General features: G+C 60.2%; 13 protein-coding genes and 3 pseudogenes. 8 read left to right on the plus strand and 8 right to left on the minus strand.

The features are described from left to right. Positions 1-39 precede the first annotated feature (39 nt). The 4 genes from IDM45_RS02800 to IDM45_RS02815 all read right to left on the minus strand — a co-directional run bounded on the left by IDM45_RS02800 (position 40) and on the right by IDM45_RS02815 (position 6,836). Positions 40-3,147, minus strand: coding sequence for a type I restriction endonuclease subunit R (locus IDM45_RS02800; protein WP_209421537.1), 3,108 nt, complete (start codon positions 3,145-3,147; stop codon positions 40-42). A gap of 252 nt (positions 3,148-3,399) precedes the next feature. Then, positions 3,400-3,972: a DUF2971 domain-containing protein gene (locus IDM45_RS02805; protein ID WP_209421538.1), complete on the minus strand. Its 573-nt coding sequence runs from the start codon at positions 3,970-3,972 to the stop codon at positions 3,400-3,402. Positions 3,973-4,003: 31 nt separating this feature from the next. Beyond that, positions 4,004-5,296, minus strand: coding sequence for a restriction endonuclease subunit S (locus IDM45_RS02810; RefSeq protein WP_209421539.1), 1,293 nt, complete (start codon positions 5,294-5,296; stop codon positions 4,004-4,006). Next, the gene (locus IDM45_RS02815) at positions 5,286-6,836 is read right to left on the minus strand and encodes a class I SAM-dependent DNA methyltransferase (protein WP_209421540.1); all 1,551 of its coding nucleotides are present in this window, start codon (positions 6,834-6,836) and stop codon (positions 5,286-5,288) included. The genes IDM45_RS02810 and IDM45_RS02815 overlap by 11 nt, the downstream gene beginning before the upstream one ends. A 249-nt stretch (positions 6,837-7,085) precedes the next feature. On the opposite strand from IDM45_RS02815, the gene IDM45_RS02820 reads away from it, so the two are divergent. Next, on the plus strand, positions 7,086-7,346 hold the full coding sequence (locus IDM45_RS02820) for a hypothetical protein (protein ID WP_209421541.1): 261 nt from the start codon (positions 7,086-7,088) through the stop codon (positions 7,344-7,346). Here IDM45_RS02820 and IDM45_RS02825 read toward each other — a convergent pair. Beyond that, positions 7,319-8,493 (minus strand): annotated as a pseudogene (locus IDM45_RS02825) (IS4 family transposase). The gene IDM45_RS02820 and the pseudogene IDM45_RS02825 overlap by 28 nt on opposite strands. A gap of 245 nt (positions 8,494-8,738) precedes the next feature. Between IDM45_RS02825 and IDM45_RS02830 the strand changes: the two are divergent. Further along, entirely contained in the window at positions 8,739-9,020 is a 282-nt protein-coding gene (locus IDM45_RS02830) for a type II toxin-antitoxin system RelB/DinJ family antitoxin (protein WP_209421542.1), read from the plus strand. Further along, positions 8,992-9,363 carry a type II toxin-antitoxin system YafQ family toxin gene (locus tag IDM45_RS02835; RefSeq protein WP_232653539.1) on the plus strand — a complete coding sequence of 124 codons (372 nt, stop codon included), beginning with the start codon at positions 8,992-8,994 and terminating at the stop codon, positions 9,361-9,363. Before IDM45_RS02830 ends, IDM45_RS02835 begins: the two co-directional genes overlap by 29 nt. Before the next feature lie 2,732 nt (positions 9,364-12,095). Here the strand turns inward: IDM45_RS02835 and IDM45_RS02840 are convergent. The 3 genes and pseudogenes from IDM45_RS02840 to IDM45_RS02850 all read right to left on the minus strand — a co-directional run bounded on the left by IDM45_RS02840 (position 12,096) and on the right by IDM45_RS02850 (position 14,675). Further along, on the minus strand, positions 12,096-12,443 hold the full coding sequence (locus IDM45_RS02840) for a DUF4148 domain-containing protein (RefSeq protein ID WP_209421543.1): 348 nt from the start codon (positions 12,441-12,443) through the stop codon (positions 12,096-12,098). A gap of 147 nt (positions 12,444-12,590) precedes the next feature. Next, a pseudogene (locus IDM45_RS02845) lies at positions 12,591-13,991 on the minus strand (heavy metal sensor histidine kinase). Then, on the minus strand, positions 13,992-14,675 hold the full coding sequence (locus tag IDM45_RS02850) for a heavy metal response regulator transcription factor (RefSeq protein WP_209421544.1): 684 nt from the start codon (positions 14,673-14,675) through the stop codon (positions 13,992-13,994). It lies immediately after the preceding pseudogene. A 154-nt stretch (positions 14,676-14,829) separates the two neighbouring features. On the opposite strand from IDM45_RS02850, the gene IDM45_RS02855 reads away from it, so the two are divergent. From IDM45_RS02855 to IDM45_RS02875, 5 genes and pseudogenes are all read left to right on the plus strand, one after another. Further along, positions 14,830-15,165: a hypothetical protein gene (locus tag IDM45_RS02855; protein WP_232653535.1), complete on the plus strand. Its 336-nt coding sequence runs from the start codon at positions 14,830-14,832 to the stop codon at positions 15,163-15,165. Next, entirely contained in the window at positions 15,162-16,592 is a 1,431-nt protein-coding gene (locus tag IDM45_RS02860) for a TolC family protein (protein WP_209421545.1), read from the plus strand. The genes IDM45_RS02855 and IDM45_RS02860 overlap by 4 nt, the downstream gene beginning before the upstream one ends. A gap of 16 nt (positions 16,593-16,608) precedes the next feature. Further along, complete coding sequence (locus IDM45_RS02865) at positions 16,609-18,021, plus strand: multicopper oxidase family protein (RefSeq protein WP_209421546.1); 1,413 nt, start codon at positions 16,609-16,611, stop codon at positions 18,019-18,021. Positions 18,022-18,054: 33 nt separating this feature from the next. Then, positions 18,055-18,552: a cupredoxin domain-containing protein gene (locus IDM45_RS02870; RefSeq protein ID WP_209421547.1), complete on the plus strand. Its 498-nt coding sequence runs from the start codon at positions 18,055-18,057 to the stop codon at positions 18,550-18,552. 63 nt (positions 18,553-18,615) lie between these two features. Beyond that, positions 18,616-18,956: pseudogene (locus IDM45_RS02875) on the plus strand (copper-binding protein). Positions 18,957-19,003: the final 47 nt, after the last annotated feature.

A 19,003-nucleotide genomic window follows, 5' to 3' on the forward strand; every position in this document is an offset into this window, starting at 1 on the left:
CTCGCCAGTACTAGCGATTCGGTCTGCCCCGGAGTCAGATTAGCTGCCACCCCAGCTCTCCCCAAACACCTCCGCCTGCCGTAGCACCAAGTCCACAGCCTCTTCCTGGAAGTCCGGCGGGTACTTGTACTTGCGCAACACCCGTTTGACCATCAGCCGCAGCTTGGCGCGCACGCTCTCGCGCTCGCTCCAGTCCACCGTCAGGTTCTGGCGCAGGTTCTCGGTCAGCTCGTGGGCGATCTTTTTCAGGGTTTCGTCGGTGAGTTCTTTCACCGCTGATTCGTTGGTGGCCAGGGCGTCGTAAAAGCGCACTTCGTCTTCGGTCAGGCCCAGCAGCTCGCCCCGGTGGGCCGCCTCGCGGAACTTCTTGGCCATCTCCACCAGCTCTTCCATCACCTGGGCGGTTTCAATCGAGCGGTTTTGGTAGCGCTTGATGACGTTGCCCAGCAGGTCGGAGAACTTCTTTTCCTGCACCACGTTGCTGCCAAAGCGGCTCTTGATTTCGCCTTCCAGCAGGCGTTCGAGCAGTTCCACCGCCAGGTTCTTCTCGGGCAGGTTCTTCACCTGGGCCAGAAATTCATCATCCAGCAGGCCGATATTGGGTTTGTCCAGACCCACAGCGTCAAAAATGTCCACCACCTGGTCAGACACCACGGCGTTGCTGATGATCTGGCGGATGGCCGCGTCACGCTGCTCGTCGGTGCGCTTTTTGGCGGTGATGTCGCGCTTGGTCAGGATGACTTTGACGGCCTGCAGGAAGGCCACTTCTTCGCGCACGGCCTTGGCTTCGTCCAGTGTGCAGCACAGCGAGAAGGCTTGGGTCAGTGCCAGCGTGGTGTCGGCAAAGCGGCGTTTGCCGTCCTTGCCACCTGCTTCCCGCAGGCCCAGGATGTGGTTGGCAGCCCGGGCCAGGGTTTGGTGGCCCCCGGTGAGGAAGTCGCTGGTGTCGCAGCCATGCAGCATGGAGTGCAGCACATCGAGCTTTTCCATCAGCACGCTGTACGCCTCGCGGGCATCCACGGTGGGGGTGCCCCGGCCTTTGCTGGCGGTGTACTCCTTCATGGCGGCTTTGAGTTCGTTGCCGATGCCGATGTAGTCCACCACCAAGCCGCCTTGCTTGCCTTTGAAGACACGGTTTACCCGCGCAATCGCCTGCATGAGGTTGTGGCCCTTCATAGGCTTATCCACGTACAGGGTGTGTACGCAGGGGGCGTCAAAGCCGGTGAGCCACATGTCGCGCACGATCACCAGGCGCAGCGGGTCGGCGGGGTCTTTGAAGCGTTTTTCCAGTCGTTTTTTGACCTTGCCGTCGTAGATATGGGGGCGCAGCAGGGCTTTGTCGCTGGCGGAGCCGGTCATCACGATCTTGATGGCGCCTTTTTCTGGGTCAGGGTCATGCCAGTCGGGCCGCAGCTTGATGATCTCGTCGTACAGGTGCACGCAGATTTCACGGCTCATGGCCACCACCATGGCCTTGCCCGATTGAGCGGTGCTGCGCTCTTCAAAGTGGGCGACCAGGTCGGCGGCCACGCTGGCCACGCGGGGTTCGGCACCCACGATCTTTTCCAGGGCGGCCCAGCGGCTTTTGAGTTTGGCTTGGGTACTTTCTTCTTCGTCCTCGGCCAGCTCGTCCACTTCGTCGTCAATGGCGGGCAGGTCTTCGTCTTTGAGTCGCAGCTTGGCTAGGCGCGATTCGTAGTAGATGGCCACCGTGGCGCCATCTTCCTTGGCCTGCTGCATGTCGTAGACGTGGATGTACTCTCCAAACACGGCTCGGGTGTCGTGGTCGGTGCTGCTGACCGGGGTGCCGGTAAAGCCTACAAATGTGGCGTTGGGCAAGGCATCGCGCAGATGCTGGGCATAGCCCGCCTGGTACTTCTCTTCACCAGGCTTTCCTTTGAGGGTGGCTTTGAAGCCGTATTGGGTGCGGTGGGCTTCGTCCGCGATCACCACGATGTTGCTGCGGTCAGACAGCACCGGGAAGGTGTCTTCATCCTCCCCTGGCATGAACTTCTGAATGGTGGCAAAGATGATGCCGCCCGAAGGGCGATTGCCCAGCTTGGCGCGAAGGTCTGGGCGGGTCAGTGCCTGAGTCGGCTGCTCGCGCAACAGGTCTTGAGCCAGGCTGAACACGCCAAAGAGTTGCCCATCCAGGTCGTTGCGGTCGGTGATGACCACGATGGTGGGGTTCTCCATCGCTGCTTCTTGCATCACACGGGCGGCAAAGCAGGTCATGGTGATGCTCTTGCCGCTGCCTTGGGTGTGCCATACCACACCGCCCTTGCGGGAAGCTCCTGGCCGGGAAGCGGTCACCACTTCTTCGATGGCTGCGCGCACGGCGTGGAACTGGTGGTAGCCAGCGATCTTCTTGACCAATTGGCCGTCGTCCTCGAACAGGACGAAGTAACGGATGTAGTCCAGCAGGTACTGTGGGGCCAGCACCCCACGCACCAGGGTCTGCAGCTCTTGAAACTGCCCCAGCGGGTCGAGGTTCACCCCATCGATCGTGCGCCAGGCCATAAAGCGCTCGGCGTTGGCAGACAGCGACCCCATCAGCGCCTCGGTGCCGTCCGAAATCACCAGCACCTCGTTGTACTGAAACACGTCTGGGATTTGCTCTTTGTACGTCTGGAGCTGGTCGAACGCCTTCCAGATGCTGGCGTTTTCGTCCGCAGGGTTCTTGAGTTCCAGCAGCACCAGCGGCAGGCCATTGACGAACAGGATGATGTCAGGGCGGCGGGTCTTGTGGGGGCCTTTGATGGTGAACTGGTTGATGGCCCACCATTCGTTCTTCTCGGGGTGTGACCAGTCGATCAGGCGCACGAAGTCGCCGCGAGTTTCGCCATCCTTTTGATACTGGACGGAGACACCGCCCACCAGCATTTTGTGGAAGGCCCGGTTGGCCGACAGCAGGGATGGGATGCCCAAGTCAGTGACCTGCTTGATGGCATCTTCTCGGGCAGCCACGGGGATGCCAGGGTTCAGGCGGTTGATGGCTTCGCGCAGCCGGAAGGGTAGAACGACCTGGCGGTAGTCGGCACGCTCTGGCGAAGAACCATCGAAGGCGATATCAGGGCCGTAGCGGTGGGTGTAGCCCACGTCTTGCAGCCAGGCCAGGGTTTCTTGTTCGAGTTGGTCTTCTGTCATTTGCACGCGCCTGATGGTCGCAAGATTCTGTGTGTGTTGACTATCGGTACGAGAGCTGCGACCGCTCGATCACAACGTTCGGCAACCCAAAATGCAGCAATGCTCTTTGGAGCGCGCCTTCGTTCGTCCGATTGTTGGGCCCCAATGTGATGGACTCGATCACACCGGCATCAACCGTCGAGCCCAGGAGAAATTCGCAATACTCTCTGACCTCGGACCCGGTTGCAAAGTACCCAATCCGGAAGCCTGGCGTTACTGGGTGAAGTTTTCTGCTTCGCGAGTCAATAGTGACAACCAGCCGAGTTTCATGCTCTTCCTCGAACCCTGAGGGTTTGATTGCCCAGCGCTCTTTCGCAAACGCCTGAATAGCGGCAGTGCTTGGCGATCCCGTGCTCGTGAGCATTGCATTGATTGTGTTGGCCCGATCATTCGGCAGTTCGTCCACCTTATCGGCATAGGCAACCGGATAAAGAAGAGCCTCTTTACTCCCTTGATCGCGGTGAGAATGGCCTTGCTCTTGAATCCAATCGAGACACCAGTGCCATTGGCTGCGTACCCGCGCCACTGACTGAGGCGATCACCTAAGGAGCTGAAACAGGTGACAAAGAACTCGAAAGGATCAAGGGCATTACGCAAGTCATCTATTCGAAGTGAATCTGGCGCGCTAGGGTGTGTTTTCAGCAAGGCAAAGAACTGATCACCTTCCAGAGTGTCGTTGAGGTGATGCTTTGCACTCAACCTCAATGCCTTGTGTTCCAAGATTTTCAGCAGTACGTCGTTGGAGGTGTAGTGGTAGACCACCTCTGGAATTTCTAGCTTGCTCATGCCTGGATTCATACTTGGGTACTACAGTGTGTCATGCATGTTCGACTGCTGGCACTTCTCCAACACGGAGTTGGCCGGAGATCAGACGGGGGAGCAGCGTGTCGCGAAGGGTGGTGAGGGTTTGGACTTGCGCTCTGTTCGCGAACACCTTTTGAAAAATGGGCTTCGCTGCTGCTTCGAACGCTCTGGCTACATCTGCGGTGGGTACGACAGAGGACATGAGCGCCACTTGATCAGGTTTGATTCGCTGGTGACTATTGGATGTTCCCGTCACAAGTTGCTGCAATCTAGCGATGAAGTCGGGAGAACTGAACGCGCAGTAGATAAGCTCTCTCGATCCGATTCCGATTGGCACGAAAACCAGAAACTCCGTTGAGCACACCGCGTTCGATCCGCACTCGACCGGTAGCCAAATACGTGGAATGTGCGGATTCAACTTCGACAGCAGTACCGCATCTGGCGTGACAGGCGTTTTGTTGCTCTTGATGGAGTCGCCACGTTCAAAGATTGGCCTTTGCCCAGCATCAAACGAGGGCAAACTGAAGTGTTCAAAAGTCGCTTCTGGTTGGCTACCTGGGTTGACGGAGCCTTTCTTGAGTTGCGCAAAATCGCCGATCATGCCAACCCGCCACCCCCTCGGCACCTCCCCCAACTCCGACGTTTCAAACCCATCGGGAAACAGCGCTGCGGTGGCCTCGTCCATGCCTTCGGGCGTGCGGCCTGCCATCTTGGCGCGCACGGGGTCGAAATCGACGAACCAGGACTTGAACAGGGCCTGGGCGATGGCTTCGAGGGTGGCGTTGGTTTCGCGCAGGAGGGCGATGCGGTCGTCGATCAGCGAGAGGTAATCGGCGATCTTCGTCTGCAGCGGCAACGGTGGGATAGGGAACTCAAGCTTACGCAAGACTTCAAGATTGATGTTCTCCTGAGCAGAGCCATATGCGTGGCTCTTGACCTGCTTTCGCATTGCCTGAAACAAATACTCTATGAAACGAACATCTGCTTTTGCAGTGTCAGCCGTGAAACCAACAACGCTATCTGGGAAGCATGCAGGAAAGGTGAGTATTGCTGTTTCGGCAATGTTCGCGGCGATCGTGATCGCGAGCGTGCCCGCAGGCCAAAGCCGGCTCTGAGCCAATCCGGCTTCACTGTAGGTCTGTCGAAAGCTTGTGATTCGCCCGTCAGAGTTCGTCACGTCTCCCGTCTGGATGAACGGATACGGTCCGCCATAAAGGTGAGCGGCATCTCTTGGTCTGTGCTTCGACTTGCCTCGATCAAATTCCCCGAGTGAGGAAATTTTCTGCACCCTCCACTCAGAACTCATACCCCAGTCCCCCCAGCTTCGCCCGAATCACTGCATCCAGCTCCGCACCCTTGGCCATTTGCTCGCCCAGCTTTTCGGTGAGCTTCTGCATCTTGTCGGCAAAGGCTTCGTCGTCGTCTTCCACCTCTTCCGCGCCCACGTAGCGGCCGGGGGTAAGCACATGGCCGTGCTGGGCGATCTCGGCCAGGGGCACGCTGCGGCAAAAGCCTTTCACGTCTTCGTAGCTGCCTGCGCCTGGCTCGCCGCGCCAGGCGGCCACCACGGCTTCGATGCGGGTGATGGTGTCGTCGGTCAGCTCGGCCTGTACGCGGCTGATCATGCGACCCTGCTTGCGGGCGTCGATGAACAGCACTTCGCCTTTGCGCGTTTTCTGCTTGGCCAAAAACCAGAGGCAGGCGGGGATTTGGGTGTTGAAGAACAACTGGCCGGGCAGGGCCACCATGACTTCGACCACGTCGGCATCGACCATGGCGGCGCGGATCACGCCTTCGTTGTTCTGGCTGCTGCTCATGCTGCCATTGGCCAGCACAATGCCGGCGCGGCCCGTGGGCTTCAGGTGGTGCAGCATGTGCTGCAACCAGGCGTAGTTGGCGTTGCCGTGGGGTGGGTCGCCATACTCCCAGCGCGGGTCGCCTTCCAGGCTGCCGTGCCACCAGTCAGAGATGTTGAAGGGCGGGTTGGCCAGAATGTAGTCGGCCCGCAGGTCGGGATGCTGGTTGCGGGTGAAAGTGTCGGCAGGCTCGCGGCCCAGGTTGTAGTCGATGCCGCGAATGGCCAGATTCATGGCGGCCAGGCGCCATGTAGTGGGGTTGGCCTCTTGGCCGTAGATGCTCACATCGCCCAGCTTGCCGCCGTGGGCTTCGATGAACTTTTCCGACTGCACAAACATGCCGCCCGAGCCACAGCAGGGGTCGTACACCTTGCCTTCGTGCGGGCTGAGGATGGCCACCAGGGTTTTGACGATGCTGGCGGGAGTGTAAAACTGCCCGCCCCGCTTGCCCTCGGCACTGGCGAACATGCCCAGAAAGTATTCGTACACCTGGCCCAGCACGTCGCGGGCAATGGCAGCGTCTTCACCAAAGCCAATGGTGGATACCAAATCCACCAACTCACCCAGCTTGCCGTCGGGCAGTTGCGCACGGGCATAGCGTTTGTCGAGGATGCCTTTGAGCTTGGGGTTTTCGGCCTCGATCAGTGTGAGGGCGTCGTCAATGCGTTTGCCAATGTCGGGCTGCTTGGCGGCGGCGCGCAAAGCTTCCCACCGCGCGCCTTCGGGCACCCAGAAGACGTTGACCTCTTTGTAGTAGTCGCGGTCTTCCAGCTCGGCTTCAATGTCAGCGGGGTCGGCGTCGCCGTAGAAGTATTCGTCGTTGGGGTTGGTCAGGCGGGCCGTCAGCTCGGCACGGCGGGCGGCAAAGGTGTCGGAGATGTATTTGACGAAAATGAGGCCGAGCACAAGGTGCTTGTATTCGGCGGCGTCCATGTTGGCGCGCAGCTTGTCGGCGGTGGCCCAGAGGGTTTTTTTGATGTCGTCGAGCATTGAAGCGGGAATTGGTTGGCTGCCCCACCCGACTTGGGGCGTGGACGGAGCAGGTAGAGATCGTTCGCACCATCTTACCGTCACGATCACAGATGGATACAGTTCTGGCGACTGGTTGGCAGGGTGTTGCGATGGCGCGTTCAACGTGCTTGCAAGCCCTTCGACTGAGGTCAACGTAATCCGAACTTGCGGCATGTCCTCCTGTGCTGACTGAGGTAAAAATGCAGTCAGTCACTCACTGAGGAACCTATGGCCAAGAAGACTCCAGACACTGCTGAACGGAAGAAGACAAAGGCAGAAAAGCAAGCCGAGGAGGAGTTGCAGAGGAAGGCCATGGCGACCTTGTTTGAACGCAGCAGAATGCAATCACGCTACGAGGAAATCCTGTGCGCAGACATCTACCTGCGCAGCGGGCATCGCGACCATGACCTGTCGCCCGCAAACCCGGAGGGCAAGGATTTGCGCATCTCGTTATACACAACTCACCCCAGCCCGGCCTCGCGCATGTAGCGCACCCCGGCCACAAACGCCGCTACGTCCTGCATTCCTAACCAGATCGTCTTGGCGCCGGGTTCACCATCGCCCTTGCGTGCCAGAAACCCACCGCGCTGTGCGATCAGCCGCAGCACCGTATTGAGCTGGGGCACCTCCTTGGGCGGTTTTTTCTTGTTCAAGATGAACGCCGCGTGCCACTCTTGGGTCTCCAGCAGCAGATCGGCGGGCAGCTCGGGCAGGGTGCGTCCCAGACGCATCAAGCGGTTGATGCGCCAGGCAATCACCATGTACAGCGCCAGAGCCGTTTGCAGCGCCTGCGTGTTGCCCAGCTGCAGGCGCTGGACTTGGCAGCCTTCCTTGAGCACCAGAAAGAACAGCTCGATTTCCCAGCGCGCGCGGTACCAGTCGATCAGCTCACAGGCCTGCTCCAAGGTGACGGCCTGGCGGTTGCTCAGCAGCCGCCAGACCACGGGCTGCACTCCCGGCGGGGGATCGATCTCGGTGGCTATCAGGCAGCTGACTTCGATGCGGCCCTGGCGGCTGTCCTTGACAACGACACGCCGCACGCGCACCTCTTGTTTGACGCTGCGCGCCTTGCGGCCACGACCGGCGGCAATCTCAAAGCGCACGCACCCCAGCGGCGCGCTGTCCATCACGTTTTGCCACAGCTTGCCGCCTTCGGGCAGGACGCGGTTGTGCTTGCAGCGCACCAGATAATCGGCTGGATAGTCCAGCTCACCGGCTTGGGCTCGCGTGCCCACATCCAGGCGTCGGTCACGCCCAGCGGTTCACGCTGCGGGGTGATGACGTAAGTGGGGTGCAGGTACATGCCGCGCTGGGCTTCGTAGCTCAGCGGCCCCAGGCCCTGCATTTGCTGGCCGTTGTAGTCCAGCTCCGTGGTGTCTTGCAGGCACAGCACCAGCGGGTGCGCGGCCATGCGCTGGACGCTGGCTTGCCAGTGCGGCTGCATCACGTCCTCCCAGGACAGGCGGTCGTTGCTCAAGAAACGGTAGGCCGCAATCGTCTCTGTCCAATTGCTGCAGGCGTTGGGAATGCTCGCCGTCGGCTTGGCGGCCAGGCGTTCGGCCAGCAGCACCGCCCGCTTGTTCAGCCGTGCATCGCCCAGATCGAGGGTTTCAAATTCTTGGGCTGCCCAGCTCATCGGTTTGTTTCTTTACGGAGAACTGCGGATGGTAGAGGGTTGTGTATAACGAGATGGGTTGACCGCTTTGGTGGCTTTGCGGGCCTTCTACGAAAGTGGAAAGTGAATTGACTGGCTGGTGAGGCCCAGCGACTTTCTCGCACGGCTCAGCCTATCGTGGACAGCGAGCAAGAGTGACGCTATTCAGCAAGCACCGATAATGTGAGACACAATGTATCTCCTATCATTCACAACAGGAGGCCTCCATGGCTGCTACCACCACCATGGTTCACGTTCGCGTGGACGAGAACATCAAGGCGCAAGCTGCGGAAACGCTGGCCTCAATGGGCATGACCGTTTCCGATGCGATTCGCGTGTTTCTGACCCGTGTCGTCGCCGACAAGGAGCTGCCGTTTGCCCTCAAGGCACCAAGCGCCAGCAGTGTCGCTGCCATTGCCGAGGCCGACGAGATCATCAAGAGCCGCCGCGCTCGCTTTGCAACCGCTGACGCCTTGCTGAATGGCCTCGAAGAAATCAGCAGCGAGTAAACGGGCAAACCTGCCCCGAGCGTCGGATTACACCAGAGATTTTCAAAAAGATTGGGTACGCCTGTCCCACTCTGGCCGGTATGACATGAACCGGTTGAAAAATGTCATGCTACTGCTCGTCGCCAACAACGGGCCACTACCGCCTGAATGGCTCGATCACCCGTTGATGGGTGAGTGGGCCGGCCATAGTGAATACCACATCGGCGGCGACTTCCTGTTGTTCTATCGGTTCGACGATTCTGGCAAGAGCGGCTTGGTTGTTTTGTGCGCAGTGGGACTCGCTCCGAGCTGTTTCTTGAGCTATATCCGATATTTGATTAGGGCTTGGCAAAAAATCACCTAAAGATGGTCTACAAACTCTCTGAAATTCCAAGCGGAGGCATCTTAAATCATTGATTTAACTAGGTCGGAATTTCAGAAAACGAGGTTTTGCAGAGGGTCTTTAGATGGTACATCGAGGAACAGCAAACGCCTCATCAGGCCGCCTGCCGCGTCCGCGCCCTGAACCCCGAGATTTGCCGAGCTCTTGGTGAATCGTTCGGACAGCGCCAGCACTTGCAACGCCGGTCGGCGCTCGCGTCGCAACTAGCTGCGGCGCGTGCAAGATTCGGGTTCACGCAGCTCAATCAACGCGCACTTGGGGCCAAAGCATGCAATCACGGCGAATTGCACTCGTATTCGCTCTTGCGTCAGTAGATGCGTCGGCGCGGTGCGGGCAGCAATGAAACCAGCCCGGGCCTGTATGGCCACCACTGGACAACCGGTTGCTGCAAGACGAAGGCAGGCTTGGCCTCGATCGCGGTAGAGGCGCGGCGTACTTCGGAATTTTTTCACTCACTTAGCTGACGATAACTACTATTATCGTGAGTGCAAAATTAATTGCAAAAAATCTTCCAGGGAAGTCCAGAAACAGAAAAAATATATTTGCAACAAACACTTAGCTCAACTGCACGCAGTGCCTGCCACGCTTGTGCCTGGGTCTCATATGGCCTTTTTTGAGCGGCAGCGATGGCGAACCTACACACACGCCCTTCCTTCTGAGCTACTGCTAATCCAATGCGCGGCAAGCTTGGGCACTCACGTTGGTACCGACCACTCGGCTTCAGAGAGTGTTTGCTAAAAATCGAGGCTGCGATACGGGCTGCCTCGATCGCTAAGACTCGCACGGAGATGGCGGTGACCTCCTGGTCTTGATGCACCGGATCAGGCGGCAGGGACGACTTGTGCCCGAAAGTCAAAACATGACGGATGACCCCCGCTCTTTCACGTTCGTTGGGCAAGGCGGCGAGCAACAAAAAAAGCTCCCGCAAAGACCACTCTGCCCGGTGGAAGTACAGCCGTAGGCGCACGGAAGGGGCGGGGAGGTGGTGTTCTTTGGGGGATGCTCATCGCTTTGCGTCTTGCTGCTGGCTGGCCAAAATTGGACAATCCTGTCCAAAATTGGCGGAATTTGTCCAAAATTGGACAGTCCTGTCCAAATTTGGACAATCTTGTCCAAAAGTGGCGCGGGCCAGCCTTCAGTCGCAAGCGGGAAGGCCCGAGGTCAAATTTGAAAGATGCTGCTTTGGCGCTCTCATTTGCGTTGCACAACTCTCCCAGGCCGTGCTACGCTCGCCCTCATGCATGGTTTGCTAGGGCCATGCACCACTTTCCAACACCGCTTTTGCGGAAATGTCTGGCAACTCTCGACCCGCAATGGGCGAAAGAAACGGCAGCTTCGGCTGACCCGTTTTTTTTGTTGCGCCCACTGCCCTATAGGGGTAGTGCGCTTTTTTGGAATTCACAACAGATCAACACAGAGTGCCTGATTTAGGTCGAATTCCTCAATGGCGACAAGCACTTACGCGCTTCGTTCAACACAGAGGCGGGCACAGAACCTGTTTATTGAATGATTTCGGCACTGAACTGCTGAAAATTTGAGCAACTTTGGTGTTGTTCTTGGCGGCTTGTGTGCTGCGTTTGGTGTGGCGCTGCGTGTGTGCTGCGGCTGTTTGTCGGGTGGTGCTGTTGGTGGTTCTGGTGCGAGGGAAAGCGTGCTGTGACTGCTGGGGTGCTGACGGTGAGTGGCTGTGGTGCTGCGCTGCGATCAGGGCTTGCTGGCGCTGGTGCTGGTGGCTGTTGGTTGGCAACGATGAAAGGAGGAGATTGCGGGCTGCAAGGTGGGCTTGCTGGGGAGTGATGGGTGTGAGGGAGTTGGCGCTTTGCTGGCTCTTTGTGGCACCCTGCAGCTATGGAGATAGGGGAACCTGCTGGATAGGCGTCCAGTGCGCGTGAGGGCTTGCCGAGTGTGGCGGGAGGTAGCGTGTAGGTTGGGTTCACGGCGGTGGTCTCGCAACCACGGGGGTCTGTTGGCTCTCGAAATAGCGGCTGGCCCGGTCTAGGGTGCTTTTCCAGGCGTCTGGGTTCTTCGGAGCTACGGGTTATGGAGGTCGCATTACCGTAAGGGTGCGGGCGTACAGTCGTGACACGGGCTGTACGTAGCGGTTAGGTTTCTTCAAGTGGGGTGTCGGGGGTGCAAATCCCCTCCCTTTCCAACGGGGTGAAGTTGGCGCGGAGCTGGCAGGCGTACTGCTGGCGCAGGGAGGCGTTTTGGTCGCCTCGGGGTAGTTGCGCCTGATCGGTTTTTGGGGATTGGCGCTTTGTCAGATTCCACACGAATCGACGAGGAGCCATGCGCGAACAGCGAGGTTATCGGAGTCCGACCGATGCCTCCGATCGAAGTTCGCAAGCAATGCACCAGATCTTGATCCGGTTGAATTGGAATGCTTTGAATTCTCGTTGTGTGCTGCCATAAGGCGGCATTTGCACGCTGGTGCTGTGCACAAGCCCAGGATTTAAGTTGACCCGCCGGCAATTTGTTGTGGACCTGTCTTCGGAAAGTACGGCCGACGAACGCTTGTGCTTTCTCGTCGACTGGCGTTGGTCTGGCCTGCATGCAAGGCCCGAAGCAAAATGCCCCGCACAGCTACGCCGCTTGAACCTCGCGAACGCTGGCTGTTTCAACTCGATGGCGGGTATTGGGGGTAAAGGGATCGAGATTGATCCATGCGCCCCCATCGGCCCCGACTGACTACATTAACCAGGAGAGTAGAGGCGCAGACGCGCATCGCGTTCGGCAGGCGACTCGCTCAGCAGTTCTTTTATCACTTGCTGACGCGTCTTGCCGGGACCTGCATCGGGCGTGCGAATCGGGTAGTTGCTTTCGCCGTAGGAAAGGCGGCCTTGCTGCATAGCAGCCTCTGCTTCTGCCTTGACTTGGGCGCGGGTTTTATCGCTCTTGAAGTGCTCTAGGTGAACAATGACGCCCTTTTCATTGTTGGCAGGATGCTCGTATGCTGCGAAAACCATCCCCGGAAGGCCCAGGGCAGCCACTGCGGCCGCGGCGGCGATCATGGAAGAAAGGGAGAGGCGTTGTTGGGTCATGATTGAAGCTCCTGACGAAGGTGGATGAAACTTGCATCTCTCATGCCTTGGTTAGGCGCTGAGGAGATGTGTTCATGGTAGAAACCCCTACCCAACAAAACCTAGACAGCCGAATGACATTTCCGACAGCTTTCCTCGTGGTCAGCGTCATGCTTGGATCGCACGATGCGGAAACACCAGGGCAAAGCATGTACGTCCATTGGATGATGTGACGGTGACGCGGCCGCCGTGGGCCTCGGCGATGGCGCGCGTGATGGCCAAACCCAAGCCTGATCCGTCGGTGTCCGGATGGGGCCTGGAAGCATCGGCGCGGTAGAAACGGTCGAATAGCCGGGGCAGAATCTTGGCGTCGATGTCGGCACCGGTGTTCTCCACGGCCACTGTCGTGGCCTGTGCTGTGGCGGCGATGCGGATGGTGACATCCCCGGCCTCGGGAACGTGGCGCAGGGCGTTGGACAGCAGGTTGCTGACCGCGCGGCGAAACATCAGGCGGTCGCCTTCGATCTCGCCATCGCCTTCCACCCGCAGCCGGATGCGCTTTTCCTCGGCCACGGCCTCGTAGAAGTCGAGCAGCGCCAGCCCGTCCTGGCGGGCGGAAAACCGCTCCTTGTGCGGCAGATCCACGCCCCGCTCGGTCTTGGCCAGCAGGAGCATGTCGGACACCATGCGCGCCAAACGCTGAAATTCCTCGGCGTTCGATGCCAGGATGTCGCGGTAGGTTGCGGCATCGCGCTTGGTCGCCAGCGCCACCTGCGTTTGCGTCAACAGATTGCTGATGGGGTGCGCAGCTCGTGTGCCAGGTCCGACGCGAAATCAGTAAGGCGCTGGAAGTCCTCCTGCAGCCGATCCAGCATACGGTTTAGCTCTTGCGCCAGGTCGGCCATTTCCACCGGTACGGCCTGCACGGGCATGCGCTCGCCGAGCTTCTGGCCTGTCACCTTGGCGGCCCGTGACTTCATGTCGCGCAAGGGCGCTAGCCCCTGGCGCGCGGCGAACCACGAGAGCAGGCCGCAGATGGCGATGGCGGCGAGCACATACAGGGCGAGGCTGCGCCGCAGGCGGTCGAGAAACTGCGTGTGGTGATCCGTATCCGCAGCGATCCAGACCATCAGGGGGGGCTGGAGTAGGCAGGGGGGCCTTGAAGACCAGTGTATGGAACCGGGCACCGTCGTGCCGCAATACCCCGAACACCTGGTTTTCACCGGCGTGCGGGGTCTTGTCGCCGCGCATGGTGGGGATGAACCCTCGGGATTGAAAGACCACCGCTCCTTGTCCATCCTGGACCTGGGCGTAGAGATCATGGTGATAGCTCAGCGCTTCGCCCAGTCGCCGGCGAGCGTCGTCCGCCGAGTTGGCATTGCGCAGAATATCCTCGATCAGGTGTTGCTTGTCTTGCAGCGCCATCCGATCAAGCTCGACGAAATGCCGCTCGGTTTCTACCAAGAACAAGGCGCCCAGCCCCAGCACCACCGAGGCCGCCACCGCGGTAAATAGCAGGGTCAGGCGCTGCGTCAGCGGCAACTGACCCCAACGAACCCGCAACGCCATCTACTCCTCCTGCGGAACGTCGAGCACATAACCCATGCCGCGCACGGTCTGGATGAGCTTGACCGAGTGGCCCTCGTCAATCTTCATGCGCAGTCGTCGCATCGCCACCTCGATGACATTGGTGTCGCTGTCGAAGTTCATGTCCCACACCTGCGATGCGATCAGGGAGCGTGGCAACACCTCGCCGTGGCGACGCATCAGCAGTTCCAGCAGGCCGAACTCCTTGGCCGTCAGGTCCACGCGCTTGCCGTTGCGCGAGACCCGGCGGCGCAGCAGATCCAGCTCCAGATCGGCGACACGCAATAGGGTGCCTTCGTTGCCCGCCGGGCCGCGGCGCAAGATGATGCGCACCCTGGCCAGCAGTTCCGCAAACGAGAACGGCTTGACCAGATAGTCGTCGGCGCCAAGCTCCAGTCCCTTGACGCGGTCTTCCACCTGGTCGCGTGCGGTCAGGAACAGCACTGGCATTTGCAGGCCGCGCTCGCGCAGCGATTGCAGCACCTGCCAGCCGTTCAGCCCGGGCAGCATGACATCCAGGATCACGAGGTCGTAGGCACCGTGCAAGGCCATGTGCAGCCCATCGGTACCATGGGGCACCAGGTCCGCGACATACCCGGCCTCGCTCAAGCCCTGGCGCAAATATTCACCCGTCTTGGGCTCGTCTTCGACGATCAGTATCTTCACCCGCATGCTCCGTTAAAGGTTCCCACATCAGTGTGCCGCGTTGGATGGCTGCCAACACGAAGCTGACAAGAATGTAATGTTGCAAACATCTTGCTGAAAGGGCGGGCTTTCCAGAATCTCCGACGTGAGATCAAAGATGCTTTCAGAGGAGACCATGGCCCATTCCCATCACCTGCCATCCTTCAGGGCCCTGTTGCCTTGGGCACTGGCGTTGTTCGCAGGGGCGGCTTTTGCACAAGCCCCGGCAGATACCGAAGCCCCCCAGCCTTCACTGCCGACGAAGCTGCAGTATTCGTCCGCCATCGGTGCGTACCAGGCCTATGCGGATCAACAGGTGCAATCCTGGCGCGAAGCCAATGATCGTGTGGGCGAGATTGGCGGCTGGCGCAGCTATGCCAAAGAGATCAAGACGGGCGAGCCCGCGTCCGCCAAGGATGCTGCTCCCGCCAGCGACCCGCATTCTGGCCATCACGGGGGAGACAAGCCATGATGCGTTTGCGTGCCACTCACGCCAAATGGGGCCTGTCTGCACTCGGACTGGCGGTGCTGACAGGCTGTGCCAGCGTCAGCCTGGAGCAGAACATCGGCCGCGTCAACGACGAGGCTGGCAGCTTCACCGAAGGCAAGCTCGCCCTGGCTCGTACCCAGGAGGAACGCGACCAGCGAGCGCAGGCCGCCCAAGCCCTGCTGGCGCAGCCTCTGGGTCAGAAAGAAACCGTTCAGCTGGCTTTGGTGAACAGCCCGTCCCTGCAGGCCCTGCTGGCGCAGGGTTGGGCGGAGTCGGCCGATGCCGCGCAGGTGGGGCGGATTGCCAACCCCATCTTCAGTTTTGAGCGCATGACGGCCGGCACCGAGCTGGACTTGGGGCGTGCGCTCTCCTTTGGCCTGCTGGATCTGTTGACCCTGCCGGCCCGGCACGGCATTGCCACCCGGCGCATTGAGCAGTCGCAGCTGCGTTTGACCAGCGACGTGGTGGATCAGGTCACGCGCGTGCGCCAGGCCTGGGTGCGGGCCGTGGCCGCACAGCAGACGCTCCAGTATGCCAAGCAGGTCTATGACAGCGCCGAAGCGGGCGCCGAATTGGCCCGGCGCATGCAGGGCGTGGGCAACTTCAACCGTATCACCCGTGCGCGCGAGCAGGCTTTTTATGCAGATGCCGCCACTCGACTGAGCACGGCCCAACACCAGGTCGCGGCCAGCCGGGAAGAACTCGTGCGCCTGCTTGGGCTCGATGAGGCCCAGGCGCAAGCGCTTCGCCTGCCCGAGCGACTCCCCGACCTTCCCAAAGAGCCGCTGCAGCCGCAGGCTGTTGCCACGCAGGCCTCCAGAGCGCGCCTGGACATTCGGCTGGCGCAGGCCTCGTTGGATAGCGCGGCCAAGGCCCAGGGTCTGAACCTGGTGACCAGCTTCACTGACATCGAGTTGGAGGGGCGTCGCAATACCAGCTGGGATCGCGCCGAGGGCACCCGTTCGACCGCGCGTGGTTGGGAAATCGCCGTACGCCTTCCGATCTTCGATTGGGGCGGGATACAGCGTGATGCGATGAACGCACGGACCTTGGCCGCAGCCAACCAGCTCGAAGCCACCGTGCGCGCAGCAGGCTCCAGCCTGCGGGAAAGCTACTCGGCCTACCGCACGGCCTACGACGTGGCCCGCCACCACCGCGATGAAGTGGTGCCGCTGCGCAAGGTGATCTCGGAGGAAAACCAGCTTCGCTACAACGGCATGCTGATCAGCGTTTTCGAGCTGCTGGCCGATGCGCGCGATCAGGTCAGCGCCGTCTCCGCTGCCATCGACGCACAGCAGCAGTTCTGGCTGGCCGACGCCGCCCTGCAGGCCTCCGTGATCGGGCGCCCCACGAGCACCACCTTGTCGGTCACCACCAGCGCCCCCAGCGACGCGGGTGCCGGACACTGATGCAGAGACGATTGCCATGACATCCAGAAGAGATTTTTTCAAATTTGCCGGTATTGCTGGCGGCGCCGTTGCGGCCGGCGCGGTCAGCCGTGTCGCCATGGCGGCATTGCCCGAGCCGGTGATTCAGACTAGCCCAAACACCATGGCCCCGCTGATGCCCAATTCGGGACGGCCGTACAACCCAGTGGTGACGCTCAACGGCTGGACGCTGCCGTGGCGTATGAACCAGGGCATCAAGGAGTTCCACCTGGTGGCCGAACCGGTGGTGCGCGAAGTGGCCCCAGGGATGAAGGCTCACCTGTGGGGCTACAACGGGCAGAGTCCCGGCCCGACCATCGAGGTCGTCGAAGGCGACCGTGTGCGCATCTTCGTGACCAATAGGCTGCCCGAGCACACCAGTGTTCACTGGCACGGCCAGCGCCTGCCCAACGGCATGGATGGCGTAACCGGTCTGACGCAGCCGGCCATTCCGGCCGGCAAGACCTTTGTCTACGAGTTCGTGGCGCGCCGCCCCGGCACGTTCATGTACCACCCGCACGGCGACGAAATGGTGCAAATGGCCATGGGGATGATGGGCTTCTGGGTCACGCACCCGAAAGCCAAGCACCCGCTGATCGACGAGGTGCAGCGGGATTTCTGCTTCCTGCTCAGCGCGTATGACATTGAGCCGGGCGCCGCCACGCCCAAGGTCGCGGAAATGACGGATTTCAATTTGTGGACATGGAACAGCCGCGTGTTTCCCGGCATTGACTCTCTGAACGTGCGCCTCAACGACAAGGTGCGCATTCGCATGGGCAATCTCACTATGACCAATCACCCGATGCACGTGCATGGCCACGAGTTTGTGGTCACGGGTACCGATGGCGGCCCGACGCCCAAAAGCGCACGCTGGCCCGAGGTGACCACCGACGTGGCAGTGGGGCAGATGCGCCAGATCGAGTTCGTCGCCGACGAGGAAGGCGATTGGGCCTTCCACTGCCACAAGAGCCACCACACCATGAACGCCATGGGCCACGACGTGCCAACCATGATCGGCGTGGATCACAGCGGCCTTGCCAAGAAAGTCAACAAGCTGATTCCGGACTACATGGTCATGGGCGAGCGCGGCATGGCCGACATGACGGAGATGGAAATGCCCATTCCAGACAACACCGTGCCCATGATGACCGGCCAGGGGCCGTTCGGCTCGGTGGAGATGGGCGGCATGTTCAGCGTGCTCAAGGTACGCCGTGACCAGAAGCCGGGCGACTACAAGGATCCGGGCTGGTACAAGCATCCGGCAGGCACGGTGGCGCATGAGTACACCGGCCTCATGGCCGAGCCGGCGCGCTTCAGCGCCGAGGGCGGCCAATCTATGCCGCGCGCACGCAAGCCGGCAACGCCGACCGAAGTCAAGGTACGCAAGCCCACTTCGCATGGCGAGCATTGAGTTTCCCCTTCCATTTTCAACGAGAGACCACCCATGAAATTCACACGAACCACCATCTCGCAATTCTTCGCCATGGCTGCACTGGCCACATCGGGGGCGGCCTTCGCCAGCGGCAACCATGCGGGCGGTCACGGCCATGATGAGGGTGGCGAGACGGCCATTGGCAAGCCTGGTGTCGCCACCAAGGCCAGTCGCACCATCACCATCGAAATGAGCGACAACATGCGTTACACGCCCTCAAACATTCAGGTCAAACAGGGCGAAACCGTACGCTTCGTTGTCAAGAATGTCGGCCAGGTCAAGCACGAACTCAGCCTGGGCACTGAGAAGGAACTGCTGGAGCACCTGGAACAGATGAAGAAGTTCCCGGACATGGAGCACGACGAACCCGGCAAGGTCACGCTCGCACCGGGAAAGCAGGGTGAAATCGTCTGGCAGTTCACCAAGGCGGGAGCCGTGAACTTCGCCTGCCTGATGCCTGGCCACTATGAGGCCGGTATGAAGGGCGCCATCAAGGTGGGCCGCAAGTGATGGCCTGAAACGCCGACTACAGCCGGCCCAGCCATAGATCCATCCATTTACCCAGAGGTCACCATGAAAACCATCCAACGTCTGCTCACCATCTCCGCCCTGGCTATGGGCGTTGCCCTGCCGATGGCGGGCCATGCCCAGGTCAGTCCCAGTACAGGTCAGGTCGCGGCGCCTGCATCGGACTCCATGACCGATGGCGAGGTCAAGAAGGTCGATCTGGACAACAGCAAGATCACCCTCAAGCATGGGACATCAAGAATCTGGACATGCCCGGAATGACCATGGTCTTTACCGTTCGTGACAAGGGCCAGCTCACCAACCTTAAGCCCGGCGACAAGGTCAAATTCATGGTCATCCAGGAAGGCGGGAAGATGATCGTCACCGACATCCAGCCCGTGCGCTGAGCAAGGTCACAACCGCACCATGCCGCCGGACGCGGCTGCCCGAGTCC

This window comes from Melaminivora jejuensis (assembly GCF_017811175.1).
Taxonomy (GTDB): domain Bacteria; phylum Pseudomonadota; class Gammaproteobacteria; order Burkholderiales; family Burkholderiaceae_C; genus Melaminivora; species Melaminivora jejuensis.

Excerpts from the sequence above, each read along its gene's own strand:
- IDM45_RS02830 (WP_209421542.1), top strand. The coding sequence starts at position 8,739 with ATGGCTGCTACCACCACCATGGTTCACGTTCGCGTGGACGAGAACATC.
- IDM45_RS02820 (WP_209421541.1), top strand. The coding sequence starts at position 7,086 with ATGGCCAAGAAGACTCCAGACACTGCTGAACGGAAGAAGACAAAGGCA.
- IDM45_RS02855 (WP_232653535.1), top strand. The coding sequence starts at position 14,830 with ATGGCCCATTCCCATCACCTGCCATCCTTCAGGGCCCTGTTGCCTTGG.
- IDM45_RS02815 (WP_209421540.1), bottom strand. The coding sequence starts at position 6,836 with ATGCTCGACGACATCAAAAAAACCCTCTGGGCCACCGCCGACAAGCTG.
- IDM45_RS02805 (WP_209421538.1), bottom strand. The coding sequence starts at position 3,972 with ATGAGCAAGCTAGAAATTCCAGAGGTGGTCTACCACTACACCTCCAAC.
- IDM45_RS02810 (WP_209421539.1), bottom strand. The coding sequence starts at position 5,296 with ATGAGTTCTGAGTGGAGGGTGCAGAAAATTTCCTCACTCGGGGAATTT.
- IDM45_RS02840 (WP_209421543.1), bottom strand. The coding sequence starts at position 12,443 with ATGACCCAACAACGCCTCTCCCTTTCTTCCATGATCGCCGCCGCGGCC.
- IDM45_RS02865 (WP_209421546.1), top strand. The coding sequence starts at position 16,609 with ATGACATCCAGAAGAGATTTTTTCAAATTTGCCGGTATTGCTGGCGGC.
- IDM45_RS02800 (WP_209421537.1), bottom strand. The coding sequence starts at position 3,147 with ATGACAGAAGACCAACTCGAACAAGAAACCCTGGCCTGGCTGCAAGAC.
- IDM45_RS02870 (WP_209421547.1), top strand. The coding sequence starts at position 18,055 with ATGAAATTCACACGAACCACCATCTCGCAATTCTTCGCCATGGCTGCA.
- IDM45_RS02860 (WP_209421545.1), top strand. The coding sequence starts at position 15,162 with ATGATGCGTTTGCGTGCCACTCACGCCAAATGGGGCCTGTCTGCACTC.
- IDM45_RS02835 (WP_232653539.1), top strand. The coding sequence starts at position 8,992 with ATGGCCTCGAAGAAATCAGCAGCGAGTAAACGGGCAAACCTGCCCCGA.